The sequence below is a fragment of the Nocardiopsis suaedae genome (assembly GCF_027706745.1).
Classification (GTDB): domain Bacteria; phylum Actinomycetota; class Actinomycetes; order Streptosporangiales; family Streptosporangiaceae; genus Nocardiopsis_A; species Nocardiopsis_A suaedae.
The window spans coordinates 14480-33192 of the sequence record NZ_JAQFWP010000061.1 but is presented as its reverse complement, the minus strand read 5'-3'; the positions used below and the strand labels follow the sequence as shown (position 1 = coordinate 33192).

The 18713-nt window shown below is 75.3% G+C and carries 18 protein-coding genes; 7 read left to right on the top strand and 11 right to left on the bottom strand.

Features of this window, described 5'->3' with window-relative positions; translation table 11 throughout:
* Positions 1 to 55 precede the first annotated feature (55 nt).
* The 3 genes from O4U47_RS24640 to O4U47_RS24630 all read left to right on the top strand — a co-directional run bounded on the left by O4U47_RS24640 (position 56) and on the right by O4U47_RS24630 (position 3451).
* Positions 56 to 1153 (top strand): alkene reductase, encoded by a 1098-nt coding sequence (locus O4U47_RS24640; protein ID WP_270680347.1) that lies wholly within the window; start codon positions 56 to 58, stop codon positions 1151 to 1153.
* 179 nt (positions 1154 to 1332) lie between these two features.
* Positions 1333 to 3054, top strand: coding sequence for a DUF6745 domain-containing protein (locus O4U47_RS24635; protein WP_270680346.1), 1722 nt, complete (start codon positions 1333 to 1335; stop codon positions 3052 to 3054).
* Between the two features lie 79 nt (positions 3055 to 3133).
* The gene (locus tag O4U47_RS24630; protein ID WP_270680345.1) at positions 3134 to 3451 is read left to right on the top strand and encodes an ArsR/SmtB family transcription factor; all 318 of its coding nucleotides are present in this window, start codon (positions 3134 to 3136) and stop codon (positions 3449 to 3451) included.
* 36 nt (positions 3452 to 3487) lie between these two features.
* Here O4U47_RS24630 and O4U47_RS24625 read toward each other — a convergent pair whose 3' ends face one another.
* Positions 3488 to 3895, bottom strand: a complete 408-nt coding sequence (locus O4U47_RS24625; protein ID WP_270680344.1) for an arsenate reductase ArsC — start codon at positions 3893 to 3895, stop codon at positions 3488 to 3490.
* A 125-nt stretch (positions 3896 to 4020) separates the two neighbouring features.
* On the opposite strand from O4U47_RS24625, the gene arsB reads away from it, so the two are divergent.
* On the top strand, positions 4021 to 5133 hold the full coding sequence (gene arsB, locus O4U47_RS24620; protein ID WP_270680343.1) for an ACR3 family arsenite efflux transporter: 1113 nt from the start codon (positions 4021 to 4023) through the stop codon (positions 5131 to 5133).
* Here the strand turns inward: arsB and O4U47_RS24615 are convergent.
* Entirely contained in the window at positions 5061 to 6455 is a 1395-nt protein-coding gene (locus tag O4U47_RS24615) for an NAD(P)-binding domain-containing protein (protein WP_270680342.1), read from the bottom strand. The genes arsB and O4U47_RS24615 overlap by 73 nt on opposite strands.
* 94 nt (positions 6456 to 6549) lie before the next feature.
* Between O4U47_RS24615 and O4U47_RS24610 the strand changes: the two genes are divergently transcribed.
* Entirely contained in the window at positions 6550 to 7410 is an 861-nt protein-coding gene (locus O4U47_RS24610; protein WP_270680341.1) for a helix-turn-helix domain-containing GNAT family N-acetyltransferase, read from the top strand.
* A 71-nt stretch (positions 7411 to 7481) separates the two neighbouring features.
* Here the strand turns inward: O4U47_RS24610 and katG are convergent, their stop codons facing one another.
* The 3 genes from katG to O4U47_RS24595 form a co-directional block, all read right to left on the bottom strand.
* Positions 7482 to 9689, bottom strand: a complete 2208-nt coding sequence (gene katG, locus O4U47_RS24605) for a catalase/peroxidase HPI (RefSeq protein ID WP_270680340.1) — start codon at positions 9687 to 9689, stop codon at positions 7482 to 7484.
* Positions 9690 to 9771: 82 nt separating this feature from the next.
* A complete protein-coding gene (locus tag O4U47_RS24600) occupies positions 9772 to 10203 on the bottom strand; it encodes a Fur family transcriptional regulator (protein WP_270680339.1) in 432 nt (143 codons plus the stop codon).
* 110 nt (positions 10204 to 10313) lie between these two features.
* Positions 10314 to 12896, bottom strand: a complete 2583-nt coding sequence (locus tag O4U47_RS24595; protein ID WP_270680338.1) for a BTAD domain-containing putative transcriptional regulator — start codon at positions 12894 to 12896, stop codon at positions 10314 to 10316.
* Positions 12897 to 13007: 111 nt separating this feature from the next.
* Here O4U47_RS24595 and O4U47_RS24590 point away from each other — a divergent pair, with 111 nt between their 5' ends.
* Positions 13008 to 14495 (top strand): MFS transporter, encoded by a 1488-nt coding sequence (locus O4U47_RS24590; RefSeq protein ID WP_408639023.1) that lies wholly within the window; start codon positions 13008 to 13010, stop codon positions 14493 to 14495.
* Between the two features lie 5 nt (positions 14496 to 14500).
* Here the strand turns inward: O4U47_RS24590 and O4U47_RS24585 are convergent, their stop codons facing one another.
* Both O4U47_RS24585 and O4U47_RS24580 read right to left on the bottom strand, forming a co-directional pair.
* A complete protein-coding gene (locus O4U47_RS24585; protein ID WP_270680336.1) occupies positions 14501 to 15136 on the bottom strand; it encodes a hypothetical protein in 636 nt (211 codons plus the stop codon).
* 23 nt (positions 15137 to 15159) lie between these two features.
* On the bottom strand, positions 15160 to 15582 hold the full coding sequence (locus O4U47_RS24580; protein WP_270680335.1) for a hypothetical protein: 423 nt from the start codon (positions 15580 to 15582) through the stop codon (positions 15160 to 15162).
* A gap of 131 nt (positions 15583 to 15713) precedes the next feature.
* Between O4U47_RS24580 and O4U47_RS24575 the strand changes: the two genes are divergently transcribed.
* Positions 15714 to 16529 (top strand): helix-turn-helix domain-containing protein, encoded by an 816-nt coding sequence (locus O4U47_RS24575; protein WP_270680334.1) that lies wholly within the window; start codon positions 15714 to 15716, stop codon positions 16527 to 16529.
* A 1-nt stretch (position 16530) separates the two neighbouring features.
* Here O4U47_RS24575 and O4U47_RS24570 read toward each other — a convergent pair whose 3' ends face one another.
* From O4U47_RS24570 to O4U47_RS24555, 4 genes are read right to left on the bottom strand one after another with little or no spacing between them, the layout of a single operon-like run.
* Positions 16531 to 17424: an SRPBCC family protein gene (locus O4U47_RS24570; protein WP_270680333.1), complete on the bottom strand. Its 894-nt coding sequence runs from the start codon at positions 17422 to 17424 to the stop codon at positions 16531 to 16533.
* The gene (locus O4U47_RS24565; protein WP_270680332.1) at positions 17421 to 17744 is read right to left on the bottom strand and encodes an ArsR/SmtB family transcription factor; all 324 of its coding nucleotides are present in this window, start codon (positions 17742 to 17744) and stop codon (positions 17421 to 17423) included. Before O4U47_RS24565 ends, O4U47_RS24570 begins: the two co-directional genes overlap by 4 nt.
* A gap of 50 nt (positions 17745 to 17794) precedes the next feature.
* Positions 17795 to 18301 carry a Rossmann-fold NAD(P)-binding domain-containing protein gene (locus O4U47_RS24560; protein WP_270680331.1) on the bottom strand — a complete coding sequence of 169 codons (507 nt, stop codon included), beginning with the start codon at positions 18299 to 18301 and terminating at the stop codon, positions 17795 to 17797.
* On the bottom strand, positions 18277 to 18666 hold the full coding sequence (locus O4U47_RS24555; protein WP_270680330.1) for an SDR family oxidoreductase: 390 nt from the start codon (positions 18664 to 18666) through the stop codon (positions 18277 to 18279). The genes O4U47_RS24560 and O4U47_RS24555 overlap by 25 nt, the downstream gene beginning before the upstream one ends.
* Between the last annotated feature and the right edge of the window lie 47 nt (positions 18667 to 18713).

The window sequence follows — 18713 nt, the reverse complement described above, 5'->3', positions numbered from 1 at the left end:
CAGCGCCCCTGCCGCGCTTGCCCCTCACATCAATGTCAGCTTTTAGCGTACCGGCATGACCGAAACGAGAACCAGCGACCGCACCGCGACCCTCTTCGACGCCTCCGCCCTCGGCGGCCTGCGCCTACCGAACCGCGTGGTCATGGCGCCGATGACGCGGGTCCGCTCCGATGGCCGCGGGCTGGCCGACGCCTCCATGGCGGCCTACTACGCCCAGCGCGCCACCGCCGGGCTGATCGTGTCCGAGGGGATCCAGCCCAACCGGGTCGGCCAGTCCAACCCGAGGACCCCCGGCCTGCACACCGATGAGCAGACGGAGTCGTGGCGGCAGGTCACCTCCGCCGTGCACGCCAACGGCGGCCGCATCTTCGCCCAGATCATGCACGGCGGCCGGATCAGCCACCCGGACACCACCGGGATGCAGCCGGTGGGGCCGTCGGCCGTCGCCGCCCGGGGCGCCGAGGTCTTCACACCCAGCGGGCCGCAGCCGGCCCCGGTCCCGCGCGCGCTCAGCACCGAGGAGGCCGCGTCCGAGGCGCTGTCCTACGCGGCGGCGGCCGAACGCGCGGTCGAGGCCGGGTTCGACGGCGTGGAGCTGCACGGCGCCAACGGCTACCTCATCGGCCAGTTCCTCGCGTCCAACGCGAACCTGCGCACCGACGTCTACGGCGGGTCGGTCGAGGGCCGGATCCGGTTCGCCGTCGAGGCCGTGACTGCGACGGCCGAGGCGGTCGGCGCCGAGCGGGTGGGCATCCGCCTCTCCCCCGGGGCGGGGATCTGGGACGCGATCGACGAGGACGTCCCCGAGCTCTACGGCGCGCTGCTCGCCGCGCTGGCGCCGCTCGGCCTGGCCTACGTCCACCTGGAGGCCACGGCCGACGAGCCGACGCTCCTGGCCCTGCGCCGCGCGTGGCCGGGAACGCTGATCATGAACCCGTCGGACCCGCAGAGCCCCGTCCCCGCGGGCCGGAAGTCGGCCGAGCACTGGCTCGACCTGGGCGCCGACCTGATCTCCTTCGGCCGCGCCTTCATCGCCAACCCCGACCTGGTCGAGCGCCTGCGCGCCGATCTGCCCTTGGAGGAGGCCGACCGGTCCTTCTACTACCAGGGCGGCGACACCGGCTACATCACCTATCCCCCGTTCCAGTACTGACCGCCGCTCCCGGACCGCCCGGGGGACCACCCCCGGGCGGCACCTGTGGCGTCTCCCCCGGAGCGAGACGGGGTGAGCACGGCGCCGGGCCGTATCCGACGGCCTTACGCCTCGATGGGAACCCGGCCCCTCCCGGCGGCGTCCGACCGGTCTCAGACGACCGCACACGAGGAGCGCCCGTGCCTTTGGACCCGATCTCCGACGACGACCGACGCACGCTCGAAGGCCTGGCCGAGCGGTGGAAGACGCGGGCCGCGAACCCCGACCGGGCGGCCGTCGAGGACGGCTTCGCCCGCCTCTACCGGGAGCAGGGCATGGAGCCGCCGCTGATCGTGTGGTTCGACTCGCCCATGGCGGGCATGGTCGCCGCCTACGCGCTGGCGTTCGGCGGCAAGGAGCTCGAACGCGCCGGCAGCCCCGCCGCCGGGGAGTGGGCCCGCCACAGCACACCCGTCCCGTTCGAGCGGATCGCGCCACCGCACCCGCTCGCCGGGGTGGTCCACGCCGGCCGCCTCCTCCCGGGAGACACCCCTGAACGGGAGCTGGCATCCCTCCACTTCGCCGCCGAGGACCTGGTCCCCAGCCCGATGTGGACGGGCCACTGGGTGATGAAGCAGGCCCAGATCCAGGCGCGGTACCCGGCCGACCCGGAGTTCTCCGACCGTCTCCGGGAGGCGGCCGTGGCCGCGCTCACCGACGCCCTCCTGCCCGCGGACCTGCGGGAGGAGGCCGGACCCGCCCTCGCCCGGACCCCTGACGACAAGGACCTGTGGGGGAAGCTCGTCAGAAGGGTGCGCCACCCGGACCACCCGGCGCGGGTGCTGACGGCGCTCCTGCTCGGGGCCGCCGAGGACCGGGACGGCTCTCCGGACGACCACCCGCTCCTGCACATCGCCCCCGCCCTCGGCCCGTGGTGGCCCTTCGACGGGGTGCTGCTGGCCACCGACCCGCCCGTGGAGGTCCACACCGGCCCCCACGGACGGCTGCACCGGGCGGACGGGCCCGCGGTGCGCTTCGCCGACGGGTTCGGCGTCCACCTGTGGCACGCGCACCAGATGCCGCCGAGCGCGATCGTGCCCGGGTGGACGGCCGAGGACATCGCCTTCGCGCCCGAAGAGGAGATCCGGCGGCGCGCGGAGGCCGAGCTCGGCCCGGACACGGTCCGGCACGACGCGGGCGACGTGCGCCGGTGCGCCGCCGAACGGCTCGGCTGGGCGCGGATGGTGGCCGACCTGGGCCTGGAGCCCGTGGCCGGGCCCACCGCCGATCCGGACGAGCCCGCGTCCTCGCTCGCCCTGTACGACCTGCCCGAGCCGCTGTTCGGCCGCCCGTCCCGGGTGGTGGTCCGGTCCGGCGGAGCCCACGACGGGGCCTGCCTCCTCGTCCCCACCGACATGGACGACCCGGTGGCCGCGGCGGCGTGGCTGACCGGCCCGCGCGAGGAGCAGTGGATGCCCGACGACGTCTCCGCCCTGGACATGGAGATGGAGGACGACATCGAGCACGTGGAGGAGGTGCACCTGATCGGCGGCCAGGAGCTGGAGCCCTTCGCCACCGAGGGCGCGGGCGGCACCTACTACCTGTGCGGCGGCGGCCCCCGGCGCCCGGTCCTGTACGCCGACTCCGAGGGCGGGTCCCGGGTGCTGGGCCGCGACCTGAAGGAGGCCCTGGAACTGCTCGCCGCCGAGGCGCTCGACGACCACCTGGAGCACGAGGACGACGAGGAGGCCGAGGAGATCGCGGCCATCGAGGAGCTCATCCGGGAGCTGAAGCTCACCCCGCCGTCCACCCCCGAGGAGTACGCGGCCCGGAAGGCCTCCGCCCGCGCGATGAGCACCGCGCTGACCCTGATCATGACCGAGGAGGGCAACGCCTACGAGTACCGGGACGGCACGGACTGAACCACCGCCCGGCTCGGCCCCCCGTACCGCCCGCCGGGGCGCGGTTGACGGCGCCCCGGCGGCATGGTGGCATCAGGTCATGCTGATGTCCTCCGATGCCCCCCTCGGGGAGCGGGCCACCGCCCTGCTCGGGGATCCGCTGCGGGCGCGGATCGTGGCCCTGCTGGCGGACGAGCAGCTGTGCACCTGCCACCTCATCGAGGAGACCGGCGCCCGGCAGCCGACCGTCAGCCACCACCTGAAGATCCTGCGCGAGGCCGGGCTGGTGGAGACGGAGCCGCGCGGGCGCTACACCTACTACCGGCTGCGCGCCGAGGCCGTCGCCGAGCTGGCCGGGGAGCTGAACACCCTCGCCGCCCGCGCCGAGGGGGCCCAGGGGCGCTACCGCCCCTGCTGAGCGCCGCCGCGCCCTCCCCCTCCCCGGGGGCCCCGGTCACACGGCCACCCCCAGCTCGGCCATCAGGGACTCGACCCGGGCGCGGATGTCGTCGCGCACCCTGCGCACCGCGTCCACCGGCTGCCCGGCCGGGTCGTCGAGCTTCCAGTCGAGGTAGCGCTTGCCGGGGAAGACCGGGCAGGCGTCGCCGCACCCCATGGTGATCACCACGTCGCGGGCCTGGACCGCGTCCGGGGTGAGGGCCGTGGGCCGCTCGGCGGTGATGTCGATGCCGAGTTCGGCCATGGCCTCCACGGCCGCCGGGTTGACCGACTCGGCCGGCTCGGAGCCCGCGGACCGCACCTCGACGCGGTCGCCCGCGAGGTGGGCCAGCAGCCCGGCCGCCATCTGGGAGCGCCCGGCGTTGTGCACGCAGACGAAGAGGACGCTGGGGGTGTCCGACACGGTGCCGCCTCTCTGTGGAGCGATGGTGACGCACGGACCGAACCCATCGATCCGTGTTGATATCAGCCTACGTCGATGTATCGTGGCCGGGCGACCCGCCCCGCCCCGTTCCCGGAGGAGAAGCCATGGCCCGCCCCGAGGCCGACGCGCCCGCGCCGCAGCACCACGCGCCCGACGCGGCGCGGCTGTCCGCGCTCGACCGCCTCCTCCCCCTGTGGATCGGCCTGGCCATGGCCGCCGGGCTGCTGCTCGGCCGCTGGGTCCCGGGCCTGCAGGGCGCCCTGGACGCGGTCAAGGTGCAGGGCATCTCGGTGCCGATCGCGATCGGCCTGCTGGTGATGATGTACCCCGTCCTGGCCAAGGTCCGCTACGACCGGCTGGACTCGGTGACGCGCGATACCCGCCTGCTCGCCTCCTCCATCGTCCTCAACTGGGTGATCGGCCCGGCGCTGATGTTCGCCCTGGCCTGGCTCCTGCTGCCGGACCTGCCCGAGTTCCGCACCGGGCTGATCATCGTCGGCCTGGCCCGCTGCATCGCCATGGTCGTCATCTGGAACGACCTGGCCTGCGGCGACCGCGAGGCCGCCGCCGTGCTCGTGGCCCTCAACTCGGTGTTCCAGGTGCTGGCCTTCGGCGTGCTCGGCTGGTTCTACCTCTCGGTGCTGCCCGGATGGCTCGGCCTGCCCACCAGCGGCATCGACGTCTCCGGCTGGGAGATCGCCGCCATGGTGGCCGTCTTCCTCGGCGTCCCGCTGCTGGCCGGGTACCTCACCCGCACCTTCAGCGAGCGCGCCAAGGGCCGCGCCTGGTACGAGGACCGGTTCCTGCCCCGCGTCGGCCCGCTGGCCCTGTACGGCCTGCTGTTCACCATCGTGGTGCTCTTCGCCCTGCAAGGCGGGGCCATTACCTCGGCCCCGCTGGACGTGGCCCGCATCGCGGTTCCGCTGCTGGTCTACTTCGTGCTGATGTGGGGCCTGTCGATGGCCTTCGGCCGCGGCGTGGGCCTGCCCTACGACCGCTCGGCCACCCTGGCCTTCACCGCCGCGGGCAACAACTTCGAGCTGGCCATCGCCGTGGCGATCGGCGTGTTCGGCGTGGCCTCGGGCCAGGCGCTGGCCGGCGTGGTCGGCCCGCTGATCGAGGTGCCCGTGCTGGTCGGCCTGGTCTACGTCTCCCTATGGGCCCGCAGGTTCTTCCCCGCCCCCGCCACGGCACCCGGATCCGCCTCCACCGGCTGAGGCCCCGCGGTGGGCCCACAGCACCCGCCCCCGGCGGCCTCCACTTGGGCCGCCTCGGCGGCGTCGGGCAGGCCCGAGCCCTGGCACACCCCCGTCTCGGGGAGAACCAGCTCCACCTGGGCCGCCGCCTCGTGGTCGCCCGCGATCGCGGCGGCGATGCTGCGGACCTGCTCGAACCCGGTCAGCGCCAGGAACGTGGGCGCGCGGCCGTAGGACTTCATCCCGGCCAGGTAGAACCCCGGCTCCGGGTGGGACAGCTCTTGCGCACCGTGCGGGTAGACGGTGCCGCAGGAGTGCACGTTGGGGTCGATGAGCGGGGCGAGTGCCACGGGCGCCTGCAGGGTGGCGTCCAACCCCAGCCGGACCTCGGACAGAAGCGACAGGTCGGGGCGGAAGCCGGTCAGCACGACGGCCTCGTCCACCGGGTCCGGCTCGCGGCCGTCCTCGGCGGTCAGGACCAGGCGGCCCCCTTCGGCACGCACACCGGTGGTGCGGAACCCCGCCTCGACCGTGATGTGCCCAGACTCCACCGCCCGGCGCGCCCTCTCCCCGAGCGCGCCTCGCGCCGCCAGCTGGTCGGCGTCGCCTCCACCGAAGGCGTCGCCCACCTCTCCCCGGCGCAGTACCCATACCGCGTGGGTCCCCGGGTCGCGCTCGGCGGCGTCGGCCAGCGCGACCAGGGCGGTCAGGGCCGAGTGCCCGCTGCCGACCACGGCCGTGCGCCGCCCCGCGTACCGCGCCCGAACGGCCGGGTCGCCCAGGTCGGGGACCCGGTAGGAGAGGCGGTCGGCCACTGCGGCCTCGCCGGGCACGGGAAGCCCGTCGGCGCCCAGCGGGCCGGGGGACGCCCACGTGCCCGAGGCGTCGACGACGGCGCGGGCGAGGACGCGCTCCTCGCGGCCGTCGGCCGTGCGCACGCGCACGGTGAAGGGCTGCTCTTCGCGGTCGGCGTCCACGACGCGGTCGCGGCCGCGGCGGCTCACCCCGACCACCTCGGTGCCGAACCGCACCCGCTCCCCCAGCGCGGCGGCGAGCGGTTCGAGGTACTCGTGGACCCAGTCGGCGCCCGTCGGGTAGGCGCCCTCGTCCGGGCGGGTCCATCCGGTCCCGGCGAGCAGCTTGTCCGCGGCCGGGGAGACCAGGTCGCGCCAGGTCGAGAAGAGCCGCACGTGCCCCCACTCGGCGACCGCGGCTCCGGCACTCCCGCCCTTCTCCAGCACGACGGCCGGCACGTCCCGTTCGGCCAGCTCCGCCGCCGCGGCCAGTCCCACCGGCCCGGCTCCGACCACGGCGACCGGGAGCCCCTCGGCATGGTCCGCCATCTCCGCCACCTTTCATCGATACCCGTCGATTGAATCGGACTTTATCGATGAGGATCGATGGACGCAACCATCGACGGTGGTCGATAATGAACCCATGGCACTGACGACCGACCCCGCGCCCCCGCCCCTGGACCCCGCCGACGCCGCGACCTACGCCTCCTGGTTCGCCTGCCTGGCCGAGCCCACCCGGGTCCGCCTGCTGCACACGGTGGCCACCCGGCCGGGCGGCGCCGGGGTCGGTGAACTCGCGGCGGAGCTGGGCATCGGCCAGCCCACCGTCTCCCACCACCTGCGCAGGCTCGCCGAGGCCGGCTTCGTCGTGCTGACCCGGGAGGGCACCTCCACCCGGGTGGCGGTCAACCCCGCCTGCTGCACCGGCCTGCCGCACGCCGCCGACGCGGTCATGGGCCTGCTCTCCGCGCGGCCCTGCTGCCCCGCCGACCTGCCCGCCGACGTGGCGGTCCGGGCGATGGAGCCCGGCGACATGGAGGACGTGCGGCGGATCTACGGCGAGGGCATCGCCACCCGCAACGCCGCCTTCGAGACCGAGGTGCCCACCGCCGAGGAGCTCGGCGCCACGTGGCTCGAAGGCCACCGCTGGGTCGCCGAGGCGGACGGGAAGGTCGCGGGGTGGGCCGCGGCGGCGCCGGCGTCGGCCCGGGCGGCCTACTCCGGGGTGGCTGAGACGTCGGTGTACGTCGGGGACGCCTTCCGCGGGCGCGGCGTCGGCAAGGCGCTCGTCCACCGCCAGGTCACCGAGGCCGACGCGGACGAGGGGCTGTGGACGCTGCAGACGTCGGTCTTCCCCGAGAACCAGGCGAGCCTGGCCCTGCACCGCTCCGCCGGGTTCCGGACCGTCGGCGTCCGGGAGCGCGTCGCCCGCCTGGACGGGCAGTGGCGCGACACCGTCCTGCTGGAGCGCCGCCACTCGGAGTACGAGTGCGCCCCCGCCTGAGCGCGGGCGCGCGCATGACGAAGGGCCGGCCCGGGCGTGCGCCCGGACCGGCCCTCACTCATCGCACGGGATCAGACCAGGTCGAACCGGTCCAGGTTCATGACCTTGTCCCAGGCGGCGACGAAGTCCTTGACGAACTTCTCCTGCGCGTCGTCGGACGCGTAGACCTCGGCGACGGCGCGCAGCTCGGAGTTGGAGCCGAACAGCAGGTCGACCCGGCTGCCGGTCCACAGCACCTCGCCGGTGGCGTCGCTGCGGCACTCGAAGGTCTCCGAGGACTCGTCGACCGGCTTCCACGTGTGGCCCAGGTCGAGCAGGTTCACGAAGAAGTCGTTGGTCAGCGTGCCCGGCTTGTCGGTGAACACGCCCATCTTCGAGTCCTGGACGTTGGCGCCCAGCACCCGCAGGCCGCCGACGAGCACGGTCATCTCCGGCGCGCTCAGCGTGAGCAGGTTGGCCCGGTCGACCAGCTGGTACTCGGCCGGAAGCGGGTGGCCCTTGCCCAGGTGGTTGCGGAACCCGTCGGAGTGCGGCTCCAGGTAGGAGAAGGACTCCACGTCCGTCTTCTCCTGGGTGGCGTCGCCGCGGCCCGGGGTGAACGGCACCTCGACGTCGAACCCGGCCGCCTTGGCGGCCTCCTCGACGCCGACGACGCCGCCGAGCACCACCAGGTCGGCGAAGGAGACGCCCTTGCCGTCGGTGCGGCCGGAGTTGAAGGCCTCCTGGATCCCCTCCAGGGTGCGCAGCACCGGGGCCAGCTTCGCCGGCTCGTTGACCTCCCAGCTCGCCTGCGGCTCCAGGCGGATGCGGCCGCCGTTGGCGCCGCCCCGCATGTCGCTGCCGCGGAAGGTGGAGGCCGACGCCCAGGCGGTGGACACCAGCTGCTGCACGGTCAGGCCGGACGCGCGGATGCGGCCCTTGAGGTCGGCGATCTCGGCGTCGCCGATCAGCCCGAACTCCGGAGCCGGGATCGGGTCCTGCCAGATCAGCTCCTCGGAGGGGACCTCCGAGCCCAGGTAGCGCACGACCGGGCCCATGTCGCGGTGGGTCAGCTTGAACCACGCGCGGGCGAAGGCGTCGGCGAACTCCTCCGGGTTCTCCATGAACCGCCGGGAGATCGGCTCATAGATCGGGTCGAAGCGCAGCGCCAGGTCGGTCGTGAGCATCGTCGGGGCGTGCTTCTTGGACGGGTCGTGCGCGTCGGGGACGGTGCCCTCGCCCGCGCCGTCCTTCGGCCGCCACTGCCAGGCGCCGCCGGGGCCCTGGTACTTCTCCCACTCGTAGCCGAAGAGGTTCTCCCAGAACCCGTTGCTCCACGTGGTGGGCGTGGTGGTCCAGGTGACCTCCAGGCCGCTGGTGATGGCGTCGCCGCCCTTGCCGGTGCCGTGGGCGTTCTTCCAGCCCAGGCCCTGGGCCTCCAGCGGGGCCGCCTCGGGCTCGGCGCCCAGGTTGCTGTCCGGGGCCGCGCCGTGGGTCTTGCCGAAGGTGTGGCCGCCGGCGATGAGGGCGACGGTCTCCTCGTCGTTCATCGCCATCCGGCCGAAGGTGTCGCGGATGTCGTGGGCGGCGGCCAGCGGGTCCGGGTTGCCGTTCGGCCCCTCCGGGTTGACGTAGATCAGGCCCATCTGGACCGCGGCCAGCGGCTTCTGCAGGTCGCGGTCGCCGCTGTAGCGCTCATCGTCCAGCCAGCCGGTCTCGGGGCCCCAGTAGACGTCGTCGTCGGGCTCCCAGGCGTCCACCCGGCCGCCGGCGAAGCCGAAGGTCTTCAGGCCCATCGACTCCAGCGCCACGTTGCCCGACAGGATCATCAGGTCGGCCCAGGAGATCTTGCGGCCGTACTTCTTCTTGACCGGCCAGAGCAGGCGGCGGGCCTTGTCCAGGTTGCCGTTGTCGGGCCAGCTGTTCAGCGGGGCGAACCGCTGCTGGCCGGTGCCGCCGCCGCCGCGGCCGTCGAAGGTCCGGTAGGTGCCGGCCGAGTGCCAGGCCATGCGGATGATCAGCGGGCCGTAGTGGCCGAAGTCGGCGGGCCACCAGTCCTGCGAGGTGGTCAGCACCTCGGCGATGTCCCGCTTGACCGCGTCCAGGTCGAGCGTCTTGAACTCGGCGGCGTAGTCGAAGCCGTCGCCCATCGGGTCGGAGACGGGCTGGTTCTTCGCCAGGATCTTGAGGTTGAGCCGGTTGGGCCACCAGCCGCGGTTGGCGTCGCCCTGCGTGGGGTAGGGGGCGCCGCCGTGCGCGACGGGACAGCCGCCGGTGGCGGCTTCGGTGCTTTCGGTCATGGTCATCCTTCCGAGGCTGGGGAGGAAGAGGTGGATCGGACGGTCGGGTCGCAGGCGGTGTGCTCCTGGCGGGCGGTCGGGCTCACGCGCCGCCCTCACCCTGGCATTCGGAGCAGACCCCCCAGTAGACGACCTCGGCCTCGTCGATCGTGAAGCCGCCGTTGTCCGAGGCGGTCAGGCACGGGGCGTGCCCGACGGCGCAGTCGACGTCGGCGATGGCGCCGCACGACCGGCACACGACGTGGTGGTGGTTGTCCCCCACCCGCGTCTCGTACCGGGCGACCGAGCCCCGGGGCTGGATGCGCCGCACCAGTCCGGCCGCGGTCAGCGCCTTGAGCACGTCGTAGACGGCCTGGTGCGAGACGGCCCCGAGGGACGCGCGCACGGCACCGATGATCGACTCGGTGTCGGCGTGCGGGTTGTCGTGCACGGCGGACAGGACCGCGACCCGGGGACCCGTCACCCGGAGCGCGGACTCGCGGAGCATGTGCTCGAAGTCCGAGGGCGTCGACATACCTCGGAGTCTCACCTCTTTTCTGGAGTAAGTCAAAAATGACTCCGCGCGGCCCGGGGTCGCCGAACCCCGGCACACCAGGCGTTCTCGCCGCTCGGACGAGAATTGGTCTATTCGACCGAGTCCAAAGACACACGCGCTTGGGCCGCACCGCGCCCGTAGGAGTGCTCCTCGGCGATGCGCAGGGCCCGCGCGTACCGCGCCCGCGCCCCGGGCCGGTCGCCCCGGGCGTCCGCGATCCGTCCCAAGAGCAGCAGCGCCTCGGCCGCCTCGCCCCACAGGCCCAGCTCCTCGGCCGCGCGCAGGTCCTCCGCCAGCGGGCCGTCAGCGCCGCGCGCCCGCGCCAGCGCCATGTGCCCCCGCAGCCGCCCCCAGCGGTCCCCGAGGGCGCCGAAGAGCTCCGCGCCGCACGCGGCGTCCGCGCCACCCCCGTCGGTCCCCTCGCACTCGGCCGCCTCGCACTCGGCCCGCAGCACCGGAACCGCCGCCTCGGCCCAGCGGTCGCCCGCCGCCGCGGCGCGGGCCCGGACCTCCTCGACGCGGGCGGCGACCTCCCCGCCGGGGGCGCCCGACATCCGCGCGCACCACAGCAGGCGCGCCCGCGTGCCGGGGTCGGCTGAGCCGCAGGTCGGGACGCGCCCGTCGAAGGCCGCCCGCCAGGCCTCGGCCAGGGCCCGCGCCGCGGGCGGGCCGCCGGGCACGGCCAGCGCGGCGTCGAGCGAGCGCCGCGCCTCCCCCACCCGGTTGCGCAGCCGCCAGAACCAGGCCAGCGCCCCGGCCAGGCGCAGCGCGCCCTCCGCGTCCCCGGCGCGCACGGCCTCCTCCAGCGCGGCGCGCTTGTTCACCGTCTCGGCGTCCAGCTCCCCCAGCGCCTCGCGCTGACCGCCCCCGCACAGCCCAGGCCCGGTCCGCTCGGCGTGCTCCACGTGGAAGGCGGTGAACCGGCGCCGCACCTCCCCGGTCTCGCCGGCCTCCTCCAGCCGGTCGGCGCAGTAGGCCGCGACCGACTCCAGCAGCCGGTACCGCCCGCCCTCGCGCACCACCAGCGACCGGTCGACCAGGCAGGACAGGACGCCGAGCACACCGGAGGCGGCCGTGGGCCCCGGAGCGCCGGGACAGACGGCGCGGGCCGCGTCCGCCGTCCAGCCGTCGCGGTGCACGGCCAGGCGGCGCAGCACCGCGCGCTCCCCGCCGTCCAGCAGCCCCCAGCTCCAGTCGATCATCGACCGCAGGGTGCGCTGCCGGGACGGCCTGCCGCGCCCGGGGCCGGTCGGCAGCGCGAAGCGGTCGTCGAGCCCGGCCGCGGCCTCGGCGGGAGTGAGCGACCGCATCCGGGCCGCGACCAGCTCGACGGCGAGCGGGATGCCGTCCAGGCGGCGGCAGACCGCGGCGACGTCCTGCGCGTTGTGCGCGGTCAGCGCGAACCCCGGGTCGGCGGCGCGGGCGCGCTCGGCGAACAGCCGCACCGCGTCCGCGTCGGGCAGCGGCGCCAGCGGGAGCACGGTCTCCCCCGGCATGCCCAGGGCCTCCTGGCTGGTCACCGCCGTCCGTACGCCGTCGGCGGACGCCACCGCCGCCACCAGGGCGGCGACCGCGTCGATGACGTGCTCGCAGTTGTCCAGGACCAGGAGGCAGCGCCGGCCGTCCAGGGCGGAGCGGCACCACTCCACCAGGTCGTCCGCGTCGTCGTCGGCGGCCCCGTCGCACAGCCCCAGGGCGGTGACCACGCGCTCGGCGACGTCGGATGCGGACGCCCTCCGGTCCAGCCCGGCCAGCTCGACCACCCACACGCCGTCCGGGAAGTCCCCGGCGGAGGACCGCGCCACCTCCAGCGCCAGGCGGGTCTTGCCCACGCCCCCGGGCCCGGTCACCGTCACCGGGACGCCGGCGTCCGGGGCGCGCAGCGCCGCGCGGACCCGCGCGGCGTCCTCCTCGCGGCCGATCAGCGCGGTGGGCGGGCACGGCAGGCCGCCCCGCGGTGCGGAGGCGGGCGAGGAGGGCGAGACCCGCCCGCGCAGCAGGCGCGCGTGCACCCCGGCGGCCTCTGGGCCCGGGTCGACGCCCAGCTCGTCCCGGAGTCTGCGCCGGAGCCCCTCATAGGCCTCCAGGGCCTCGCCCTGCCGCCCCGCCTGGTACAGGGCCAGCATGTACAGGCCGTGCAGCCGCTCCCGCAGCGGGTGCGCGCGGGCCAGCGCGCCCAGCTCGCCGGCCATCGCCGCCGCGCCACCGGACTCCGCCCGCGCCGCGGCCAGCTCCTCCACCGCCGTCAGCCGCAGCTCCTCCAGCCGGGCGGCCTCGGCCCGGGCGAAGGGCGCCTCGGCGAACTCGGCATAGGCCGGGCCGCGCCACATCCCCAGCGCCTCGGTGAGCGCCCCGCCCGCGACGGCGCGCTCGAACAGGTCGGCGTCGACCTCACCCTCCCCGACGCGGAGCCGGTACCCGGCCGGCGACAGCAGCACCCGGTCGGCGCCGACGAACTTCCTGAGCTGGGAGACCTTGGTCTGCAGCGTGTTGAGGGGGCGGCCCGGGGCGCGCCCGGGCCACAGGTCCTCCACGAGCCGGTCGGCGGGGACGGGACGCCCGCCGTGCACGAGCAGGTCGGCCAGGAGCGCCCGGACCTTCCCTTCGGGGACGGCGACCGGCCCACCGTCGCCGCCCCGGACGTCCAGCGGCCCGAGCACCCCGAATCGCATTCCTCCAACCTACTGAGTCCCGCCGGAGCCCGGCCCCGGCGTGCGCGCGGCGTGCGTGCGGCGTGCGCGGCCCTCCCCAGGGTGGTGGCCGCCGTACGCAGCGAAGAAGGGATCCCCGTGCTCCGAACCACCGCCGCCCGGACCCGCACCGGACGGGCCGGACCCGCCGCGTGGGCGGGCCTGGCCGTGCTCGCCCTGCCCACGGTCCTGCTGGGACTGGACCTGACCGTGCTCCACCTGGCCCTGCCCTCGCTGGCGGCGGACCTGCGCCCCAGCGCCGCCCAGGAACTGTGGATCGTGGACGCCTACGGCTTCATGATCGCCGGATTCCTCGTCACCATGGGCACGCTCGGCGACCGCATCGGCCGGCGGCGGCTGCTGATGATCGGGGGCGCGGCGTTCGTGGCCGCCTCCGTCCCGGCCGCCTACGCCCCCACACCCGAGACGCTGATCGCCGCCCGCGCCGCCCTGGGCGTGGCAGGGGCCACCCTCATGCCCTCCACCCTGGCGCTGATCAGCACCCTGTTCACCGACCCGCGGCAGCGCGCACTGGCGATCGGGCTGTGGGCGACGTTCTTCGCCGGGGGCATGGCCGCCGGTCCGCTGGTCGGCGGCGCGCTGCTGGAGTACTTCTGGTGGGGCGCGGCGTTCCTGCTCGCCGTCCCGGTCATCGGGGCGATGCTCGCCCTGGCCCCGCTGCTGCTGCCCGAGTACCGGGCGCCGCACGCGGGCCGCCTCGACCTCGCCAGCGTCGCCCTGTCCCTGGCCGCCGTCCTGCCGGTCGTCTACGCGGTCAAGCACGCCGCCGCGGAGGGCCTGGACGCGACGGTGCCGGCCGCCGCGGCGGCCGGCGCGGTCGTCACCGCCGTGTTCGTGCGCCGCCAGCGCCGCCTCACCGACCCGCTCCTGGACGTGTCCCTATTCCGGAACCCCGCCTTCGGCACGGCCCTGGCGATGATGCTGGCCGGGCTGGTGGGCGTGGGCGGCACGATGCTGCTGACCACGCGCCACCTGCAGATCATCGAAGGGCTGCCGCCGTTGGAGGCGGGACTGTGGTTCGGCCCGCCCGCGCTGGCGATGGTGCTCTCCTCCACCGCGGCGCCGGTGCTCACCCGGTGGGTCCGCCCGGGCTTCGTGGTCTCCGGGGTGCTCGCGCTCTCCTCCACGGGCTACCTCCTGCTCGGCACGGCCGCGCCCGGCGGCGGCCCGGTCCCGGTGGTCACCGCGTTCACCCTCGTCTACCTGGGCCTGGGGGCGATCGCGGCGCTCGGCACCGACCTGGTGGTCGGCGCCGCCCCGCCGGAGCGGGCCGGGTCGGCCGCGGCGCTGTCGGAGACCGTCCAGGAGCTGGGGCTGGCGGCGGGGATCGCCCTGATGGGCAGCCTCTCCGCCGCCGTCTACGGGGCCCGGATGGGCCCCGGCGCCCACAGCCTCTCCGACCTCGCCGCGGCCGACGGCACCCCCGAAGGCGTTCCGGAACGGGCCGAGGAGGCGTTCACCGCGGGGATGAACGCGGCGGGGTGGACCGGTGCGGCGCTGGTGCTGACCCTGGCCGCGGCGTCCGCGGTGGCGCTGCGCCGCATCGGGACCCGCCCGTGACCCTCTCAGGCCGCCGGGACCTCGATCCCATGGCGCTTCGCGAAGGCGGTCCGGCAGCCCTCCGCGCAGAACCCGTAGCGGACCCCGTCGTGCTCGAGGACCATCGCGCGTGGGCCGTCCGCCACCTGCATGCCGCACTCCGGGTCGAGCAGCCTCCCCTCGGGGAGGGCGACCCTGCCCTCCTCGAACGCGGCGCGGAAGTCCGCGGTCATGTACTCCACCACCGACTCCCCTGTGGCGGGCTTGCCGTTCAGGCCGATGCTGCCGTCGGCCACCCCGACGATGTTGACCCACAGGTCGCCGCCGACCCGCTCCCACCCGTGCGCCTCGTCCACCTTGCGGACGGCTCGGCGGATCCAGCCCATGCAGTGCCGCGCCGACTCCTCCCGCCAGTGCTCCGGGAGGGTGACGGTCACCCACACCGGCGGGGCGGCCCCGTCGGTGACCGGCCCGTCTCCGGTCGTCCAGCCGCCGAGCCCGCGGAACGCGACGTGCGTCATGCGGCGGGCCCACCGCATGGTCTCCTCGGCGGCCTCCTCCTCACCCGCTCCGGTCAGCCCCGCGACGATCTCCGCCGCGACCGTCCTGCGGTCCTCGTCCGCCAGCGCCCCCTCGGGGTGCGCGATCTCGATCAGGAACATGCCGTCCTCCCGTGGTCCTGCGGTCAGTGGCGGCCGTCTCCGCCGTCTCCGCCGTCCGTGCCGTGCTCGAAGCCCTCCGGTTCCCGGTCCAGGAACGCGGTCACCGATTCCACGCGCCCGTCCGGGGCCACCGTCAGCACGTCGGTGCCCTCGGCGAACGAGGTCCCGTCCGGCAGCCGGATCTCCCACAGCAGCCGCACCCGGCCGTTATGGGACTCCGGCTCCCTGCGGGCGACGTAGGCCACGGCGCCCATGTGCGCGTTGAACTGCGCGCCGAAGTCGACGAGCGCCTCGGGTCCGTCCATCGCGCCCACCGGCGAGCGGTAGCCCACGTCCCCGGTGAACACCCCTGGCGCGAGCGCGCGCCGACGCTCCGTGGTCTCCGCGCTCCAGAACTCCAGGTAGCGCTCGACGGCCGCGGCCGTGTCCGGTCCCCCGTCGGTCATCGCCTGCTCCTCCCCGTCGGCGCGGCGCCTGATGGCACCGCCGTTGACGAAGAGCCTGGACCGCCCGGCGCGGCCCGTCGATGACCTCGCGGGTCATTGCCGCGCCGCCGGGAATGCGCCAGGCTCGGCGCATGACGGCCACCACTGAACCGTTCGGAGAGCTCCTCCGGCGCTGGCGCACGCACCGGCGGCGGACGCAGATGGACGTGGCGCTCGCCGCCGACGTGTCCACCCGCCACTTCAGCTGCCTGGAGACGGGGCGGTCGGCCCCGAGCTCGGAGATGGTCGAGCGGCTGTGCGAGGAGCTGGAGGTGCCGCTGCGCGAGCGGAACGCGCTGCACCTGGCGGCCGGGTTCGCCCCGGCGCACGCCGAGCGCCCCTTCACCGACCTGGGCGCGGCCGCCGACGCGGTGCGCTCGGTCCTGGATGGCCAGGTCCCGAACCCGGCGGTGGCGGTGAACGTGCACTGGGACCTGCTGGCGGCCAACCCGGTGATGGCGGCGTTCCTGGCGGAGATGCCGCCGGACCTGGCCGAGCCGCGGCTCAACATGCTGCGCGCGACCCTGCACCCCCGCGGCCTCGCCCCGCGCATCCGCAACCTGGCCCAGTGGCGGGCGCACGTGCTGCGGCGGGTGCGCCGCCAGCTCGACCGCACCGCCGCCCCCGGCCTGGCCGACCTGCTGGCGGAGCTGAGCGCCTACCCCGCCCCGGCGGGCGCCTCCGCCGCGGACGGCGCCCCGGAGGCGCCCGCGCCCGGGCACCTCGACGACATCGCGGTCCCCATGCGCGTGGCCACCGACCACGGTGACCTGTCGCTCCTGTACACCGTCACCGTGTTCGGGGCGGCGCGCGACGTCACCCTGGACGAGATCGCGGTCGAGACCTTCTACCCCGCCGACCCCGCGACGGCCGAGCTGCTGCGGGCCCTCGCGGGGTCGGCGGACTGACTCACCCCTCCAGGCCCGCGACCCGGCGGCCGACCTCGCGGACCCGCCGCTCCCAGGCCGGAAGGGCGGCCTCCAGGAGGGGGCGGTCGGCCGCGCGGCCGGTCTGGGTCACCACCAGGCGCGCCCCGTGCCCGGTCCCCGCGGACAGCTCCCACCGCACCCGCCCGGCGTCGGCGCTGTCGGCGCTCCAGGCGTACTCGAACAGCTCCGGCGGCTTCGCCTCGGTGCGGCCGGACGCCGCCACCCCGGGGACGAGGAGCCCTTCCGGAACGCCGTCCCCTGCGGCGTTCCCGGCCCTATCCCCGGCGATCTCCGCCCACACCTCGTCCGCCGGGCGGGTGAGCTGGCGCTCCACGGTCAGCACCGGCCCGCCCGGCCCGTCCTCCACGCGGCCCGCACCGAGGCCGAGGGCGTCGATGCGCTCCTCCAGTGCCCCCTGCGGCGGCGTCGGCCAGTCCGGCTCCCGCCCGTCCAGCACCGTGCCCAGCATCCGCAGGCACAGGTCCCAGCCGACGGCGTAGCTCGCCGCGCCCGGCCGGTCGTCGAAGACGTGGGTGAACACCAGCCGGCACCCGTCGCCGTCCGGCTCCAGGTCGATGCGGACCAGGTCGTCGGTCTCCCGGTGCATCCCCTCCGGCGCGTGCTCGCTGAAGGAGAACCGCCGGGGCGGGTCCACCTCGACGACCGTCCCGTCCATGACGGTCCCCTCGCCGTCGTCGAAGCGCATCGCCCCGCCGGGGCGCAGCTCCAGGGCGACCACCGCGAACGGGTACCAGCGGCTCAGCCGCTCGGGCTCGGTGACCGCCCGCCACACCTCCTCGACGGGGTGGGCCAGGCGCCGCTCCATGCGCAGGGCCGGGCGGCCGTCGACGGTCGTCAGTTCGTCCGCGGTCATGGCTCCTCCTCGGGTCCGCGCCCCTCGTCGAGGTGGCGCTCCAGCGCGTCCAGGCTCTCCCGCCACGTGCGCCGGTACGGGGCCAGCCACGCGTCCATCTCGGCGAGCGGCGCGGGGTCCAGCTCGTACCACCGGCGCTGCGCCTCCCGCCGCACCCGGACCAGCCCGGCCTCGCGCAGCACCCGCAGGTGCTTGGAGGCGCCGGGCTGGCTGAGCCCCAGGGCCTCGCCGATCTCCCCGGCGAGGTGCGGGCGGCGGCGCAGCAGGTCGAGGATGCGGCGCCGCGTCGGGTCGGCCAGCGCGGTGAACGGGAGGGACATGACTTCAATATACCCGAAGGGTTATATAACTACAATGACATATAAGCTGCTCAACGGAAGTCCGCGGCGTGGTCGCGCGCCCACTGCTCGAATGTGCGGGCGGGGCGCCCCGTCGCCTGCTCGGCCGTCTCCGGCTCGCCCATCGCCTGGACCGCCCGCTCCGCCTCCTGCGCCCATTCCTGCGGGTCGGCCGCGTCTCCCCCGTAGTCGGTGAACCCGAGCAGCATGTCCGCGTTCTCGGCCGCGAAGCCGCCTTGGGCGCGGTAGTACTCCCGGGCCCGCTCGGGGCTGACCCGCTCCAAGCGGACCGGCCGCCCGACCGCCCGGGCGATGGCCCCGACCTGTTCCCGGCGGCTGACCATGTGCGGCCCTCCGAAGGTGTAGGCCTTCCCGGCATGGCCGTCCCCGGTGAGCGCGACGACGGCCACGTCCGCGACGTCCGCCTCGTGCACGGGGTTCCACGCCGCGTCGGGCTCCGGGGCGCGCACCACCCCCTCCTCCCGCACGGACGGCCCCCACAGCCACAGCTTGTTCAGCGCGAACTCGCCCGGCCGCACATGCGTCCACTCGGCCCCCGACCGCTCGACGGCCCGCTCGACCGGCAGGTGGAATCCGTGTCGAAGCCCGCGGTCACCGCCCCCGACGAGAGCACGGCGATGCGCCGGACCCCGGCCTCCACCGCGCGCCCGACCACCTCCTCGGCCGTCTCGGCCACCGGGAACAGGTACATGCGCTCGACGCCGCGCAGGGCATCGGCGAGGCCGTCCGGCCGCCGGAGGTCGCCCCGGGCGACCTCCACCCCGGCCGGAAGACCGGCCCCGCCCCCCCGGGTGAGCGCCCGCACCGGTACCCCCGCCCCGAGCAGCCCGCGCACCACCAGTCGGCCGACGTGGCCCGTCGCACCGGTCACCAGCACGGTCATCTCCGCCTCCTCAGTGTCCGCCTCGTGGGAGCCCCTTCCTATCCCGA

What these genes read in the sequence shown, in the direction of transcription:
- O4U47_RS24630 (WP_270680345.1), top strand. Translation starts at nt 3,134, where the DNA reads ATGCTGATGTCCTCCGATGCCCCCCTCGGGGAGCGGGCCACCGCCCTG.
- O4U47_RS24580 (WP_270680335.1), bottom strand. Translation starts at nt 15,582, where the DNA reads ATGACCGACGGGGGACCGGACACGGCCGCGGCCGTCGAGCGCTACCTG.
- O4U47_RS24610 (WP_270680341.1), top strand. Translation starts at nt 6,550, where the DNA reads ATGGCACTGACGACCGACCCCGCGCCCCCGCCCCTGGACCCCGCCGAC.
- O4U47_RS24570 (WP_270680333.1), bottom strand. Translation starts at nt 17,424, where the DNA reads ATGACCGCGGACGAACTGACGACCGTCGACGGCCGCCCGGCCCTGCGC.
- arsB (WP_270680343.1), top strand. Translation starts at nt 4,021, where the DNA reads ATGGCCCGCCCCGAGGCCGACGCGCCCGCGCCGCAGCACCACGCGCCC.
- O4U47_RS24615 (WP_270680342.1), bottom strand. Translation starts at nt 6,455, where the DNA reads ATGGCGGACCATGCCGAGGGGCTCCCGGTCGCCGTGGTCGGAGCCGGG.
- O4U47_RS24565 (WP_270680332.1), bottom strand. Translation starts at nt 17,744, where the DNA reads ATGTCCCTCCCGTTCACCGCGCTGGCCGACCCGACGCGGCGCCGCATC.
- katG (WP_270680340.1), bottom strand. Translation starts at nt 9,689, where the DNA reads ATGACCGAAAGCACCGAAGCCGCCACCGGCGGCTGTCCCGTCGCGCAC.
- O4U47_RS24640 (WP_270680347.1), top strand. Translation starts at nt 56, where the DNA reads ATGACCGAAACGAGAACCAGCGACCGCACCGCGACCCTCTTCGACGCC.
- O4U47_RS24595 (WP_270680338.1), bottom strand. Translation starts at nt 12,896, where the DNA reads ATGCGATTCGGGGTGCTCGGGCCGCTGGACGTCCGGGGCGGCGACGGT.
- O4U47_RS24585 (WP_270680336.1), bottom strand. Translation starts at nt 15,136, where the DNA reads ATGTTCCTGATCGAGATCGCGCACCCCGAGGGGGCGCTGGCGGACGAG.
- O4U47_RS24575 (WP_270680334.1), top strand. Translation starts at nt 15,714, where the DNA reads ATGACGGCCACCACTGAACCGTTCGGAGAGCTCCTCCGGCGCTGGCGC.
- O4U47_RS24600 (WP_270680339.1), bottom strand. Translation starts at nt 10,203, where the DNA reads ATGTCGACGCCCTCGGACTTCGAGCACATGCTCCGCGAGTCCGCGCTC.
- O4U47_RS24555 (WP_270680330.1), bottom strand. Translation starts at nt 18,666, where the DNA reads ATGACCGTGCTGGTGACCGGTGCGACGGGCCACGTCGGCCGACTGGTG.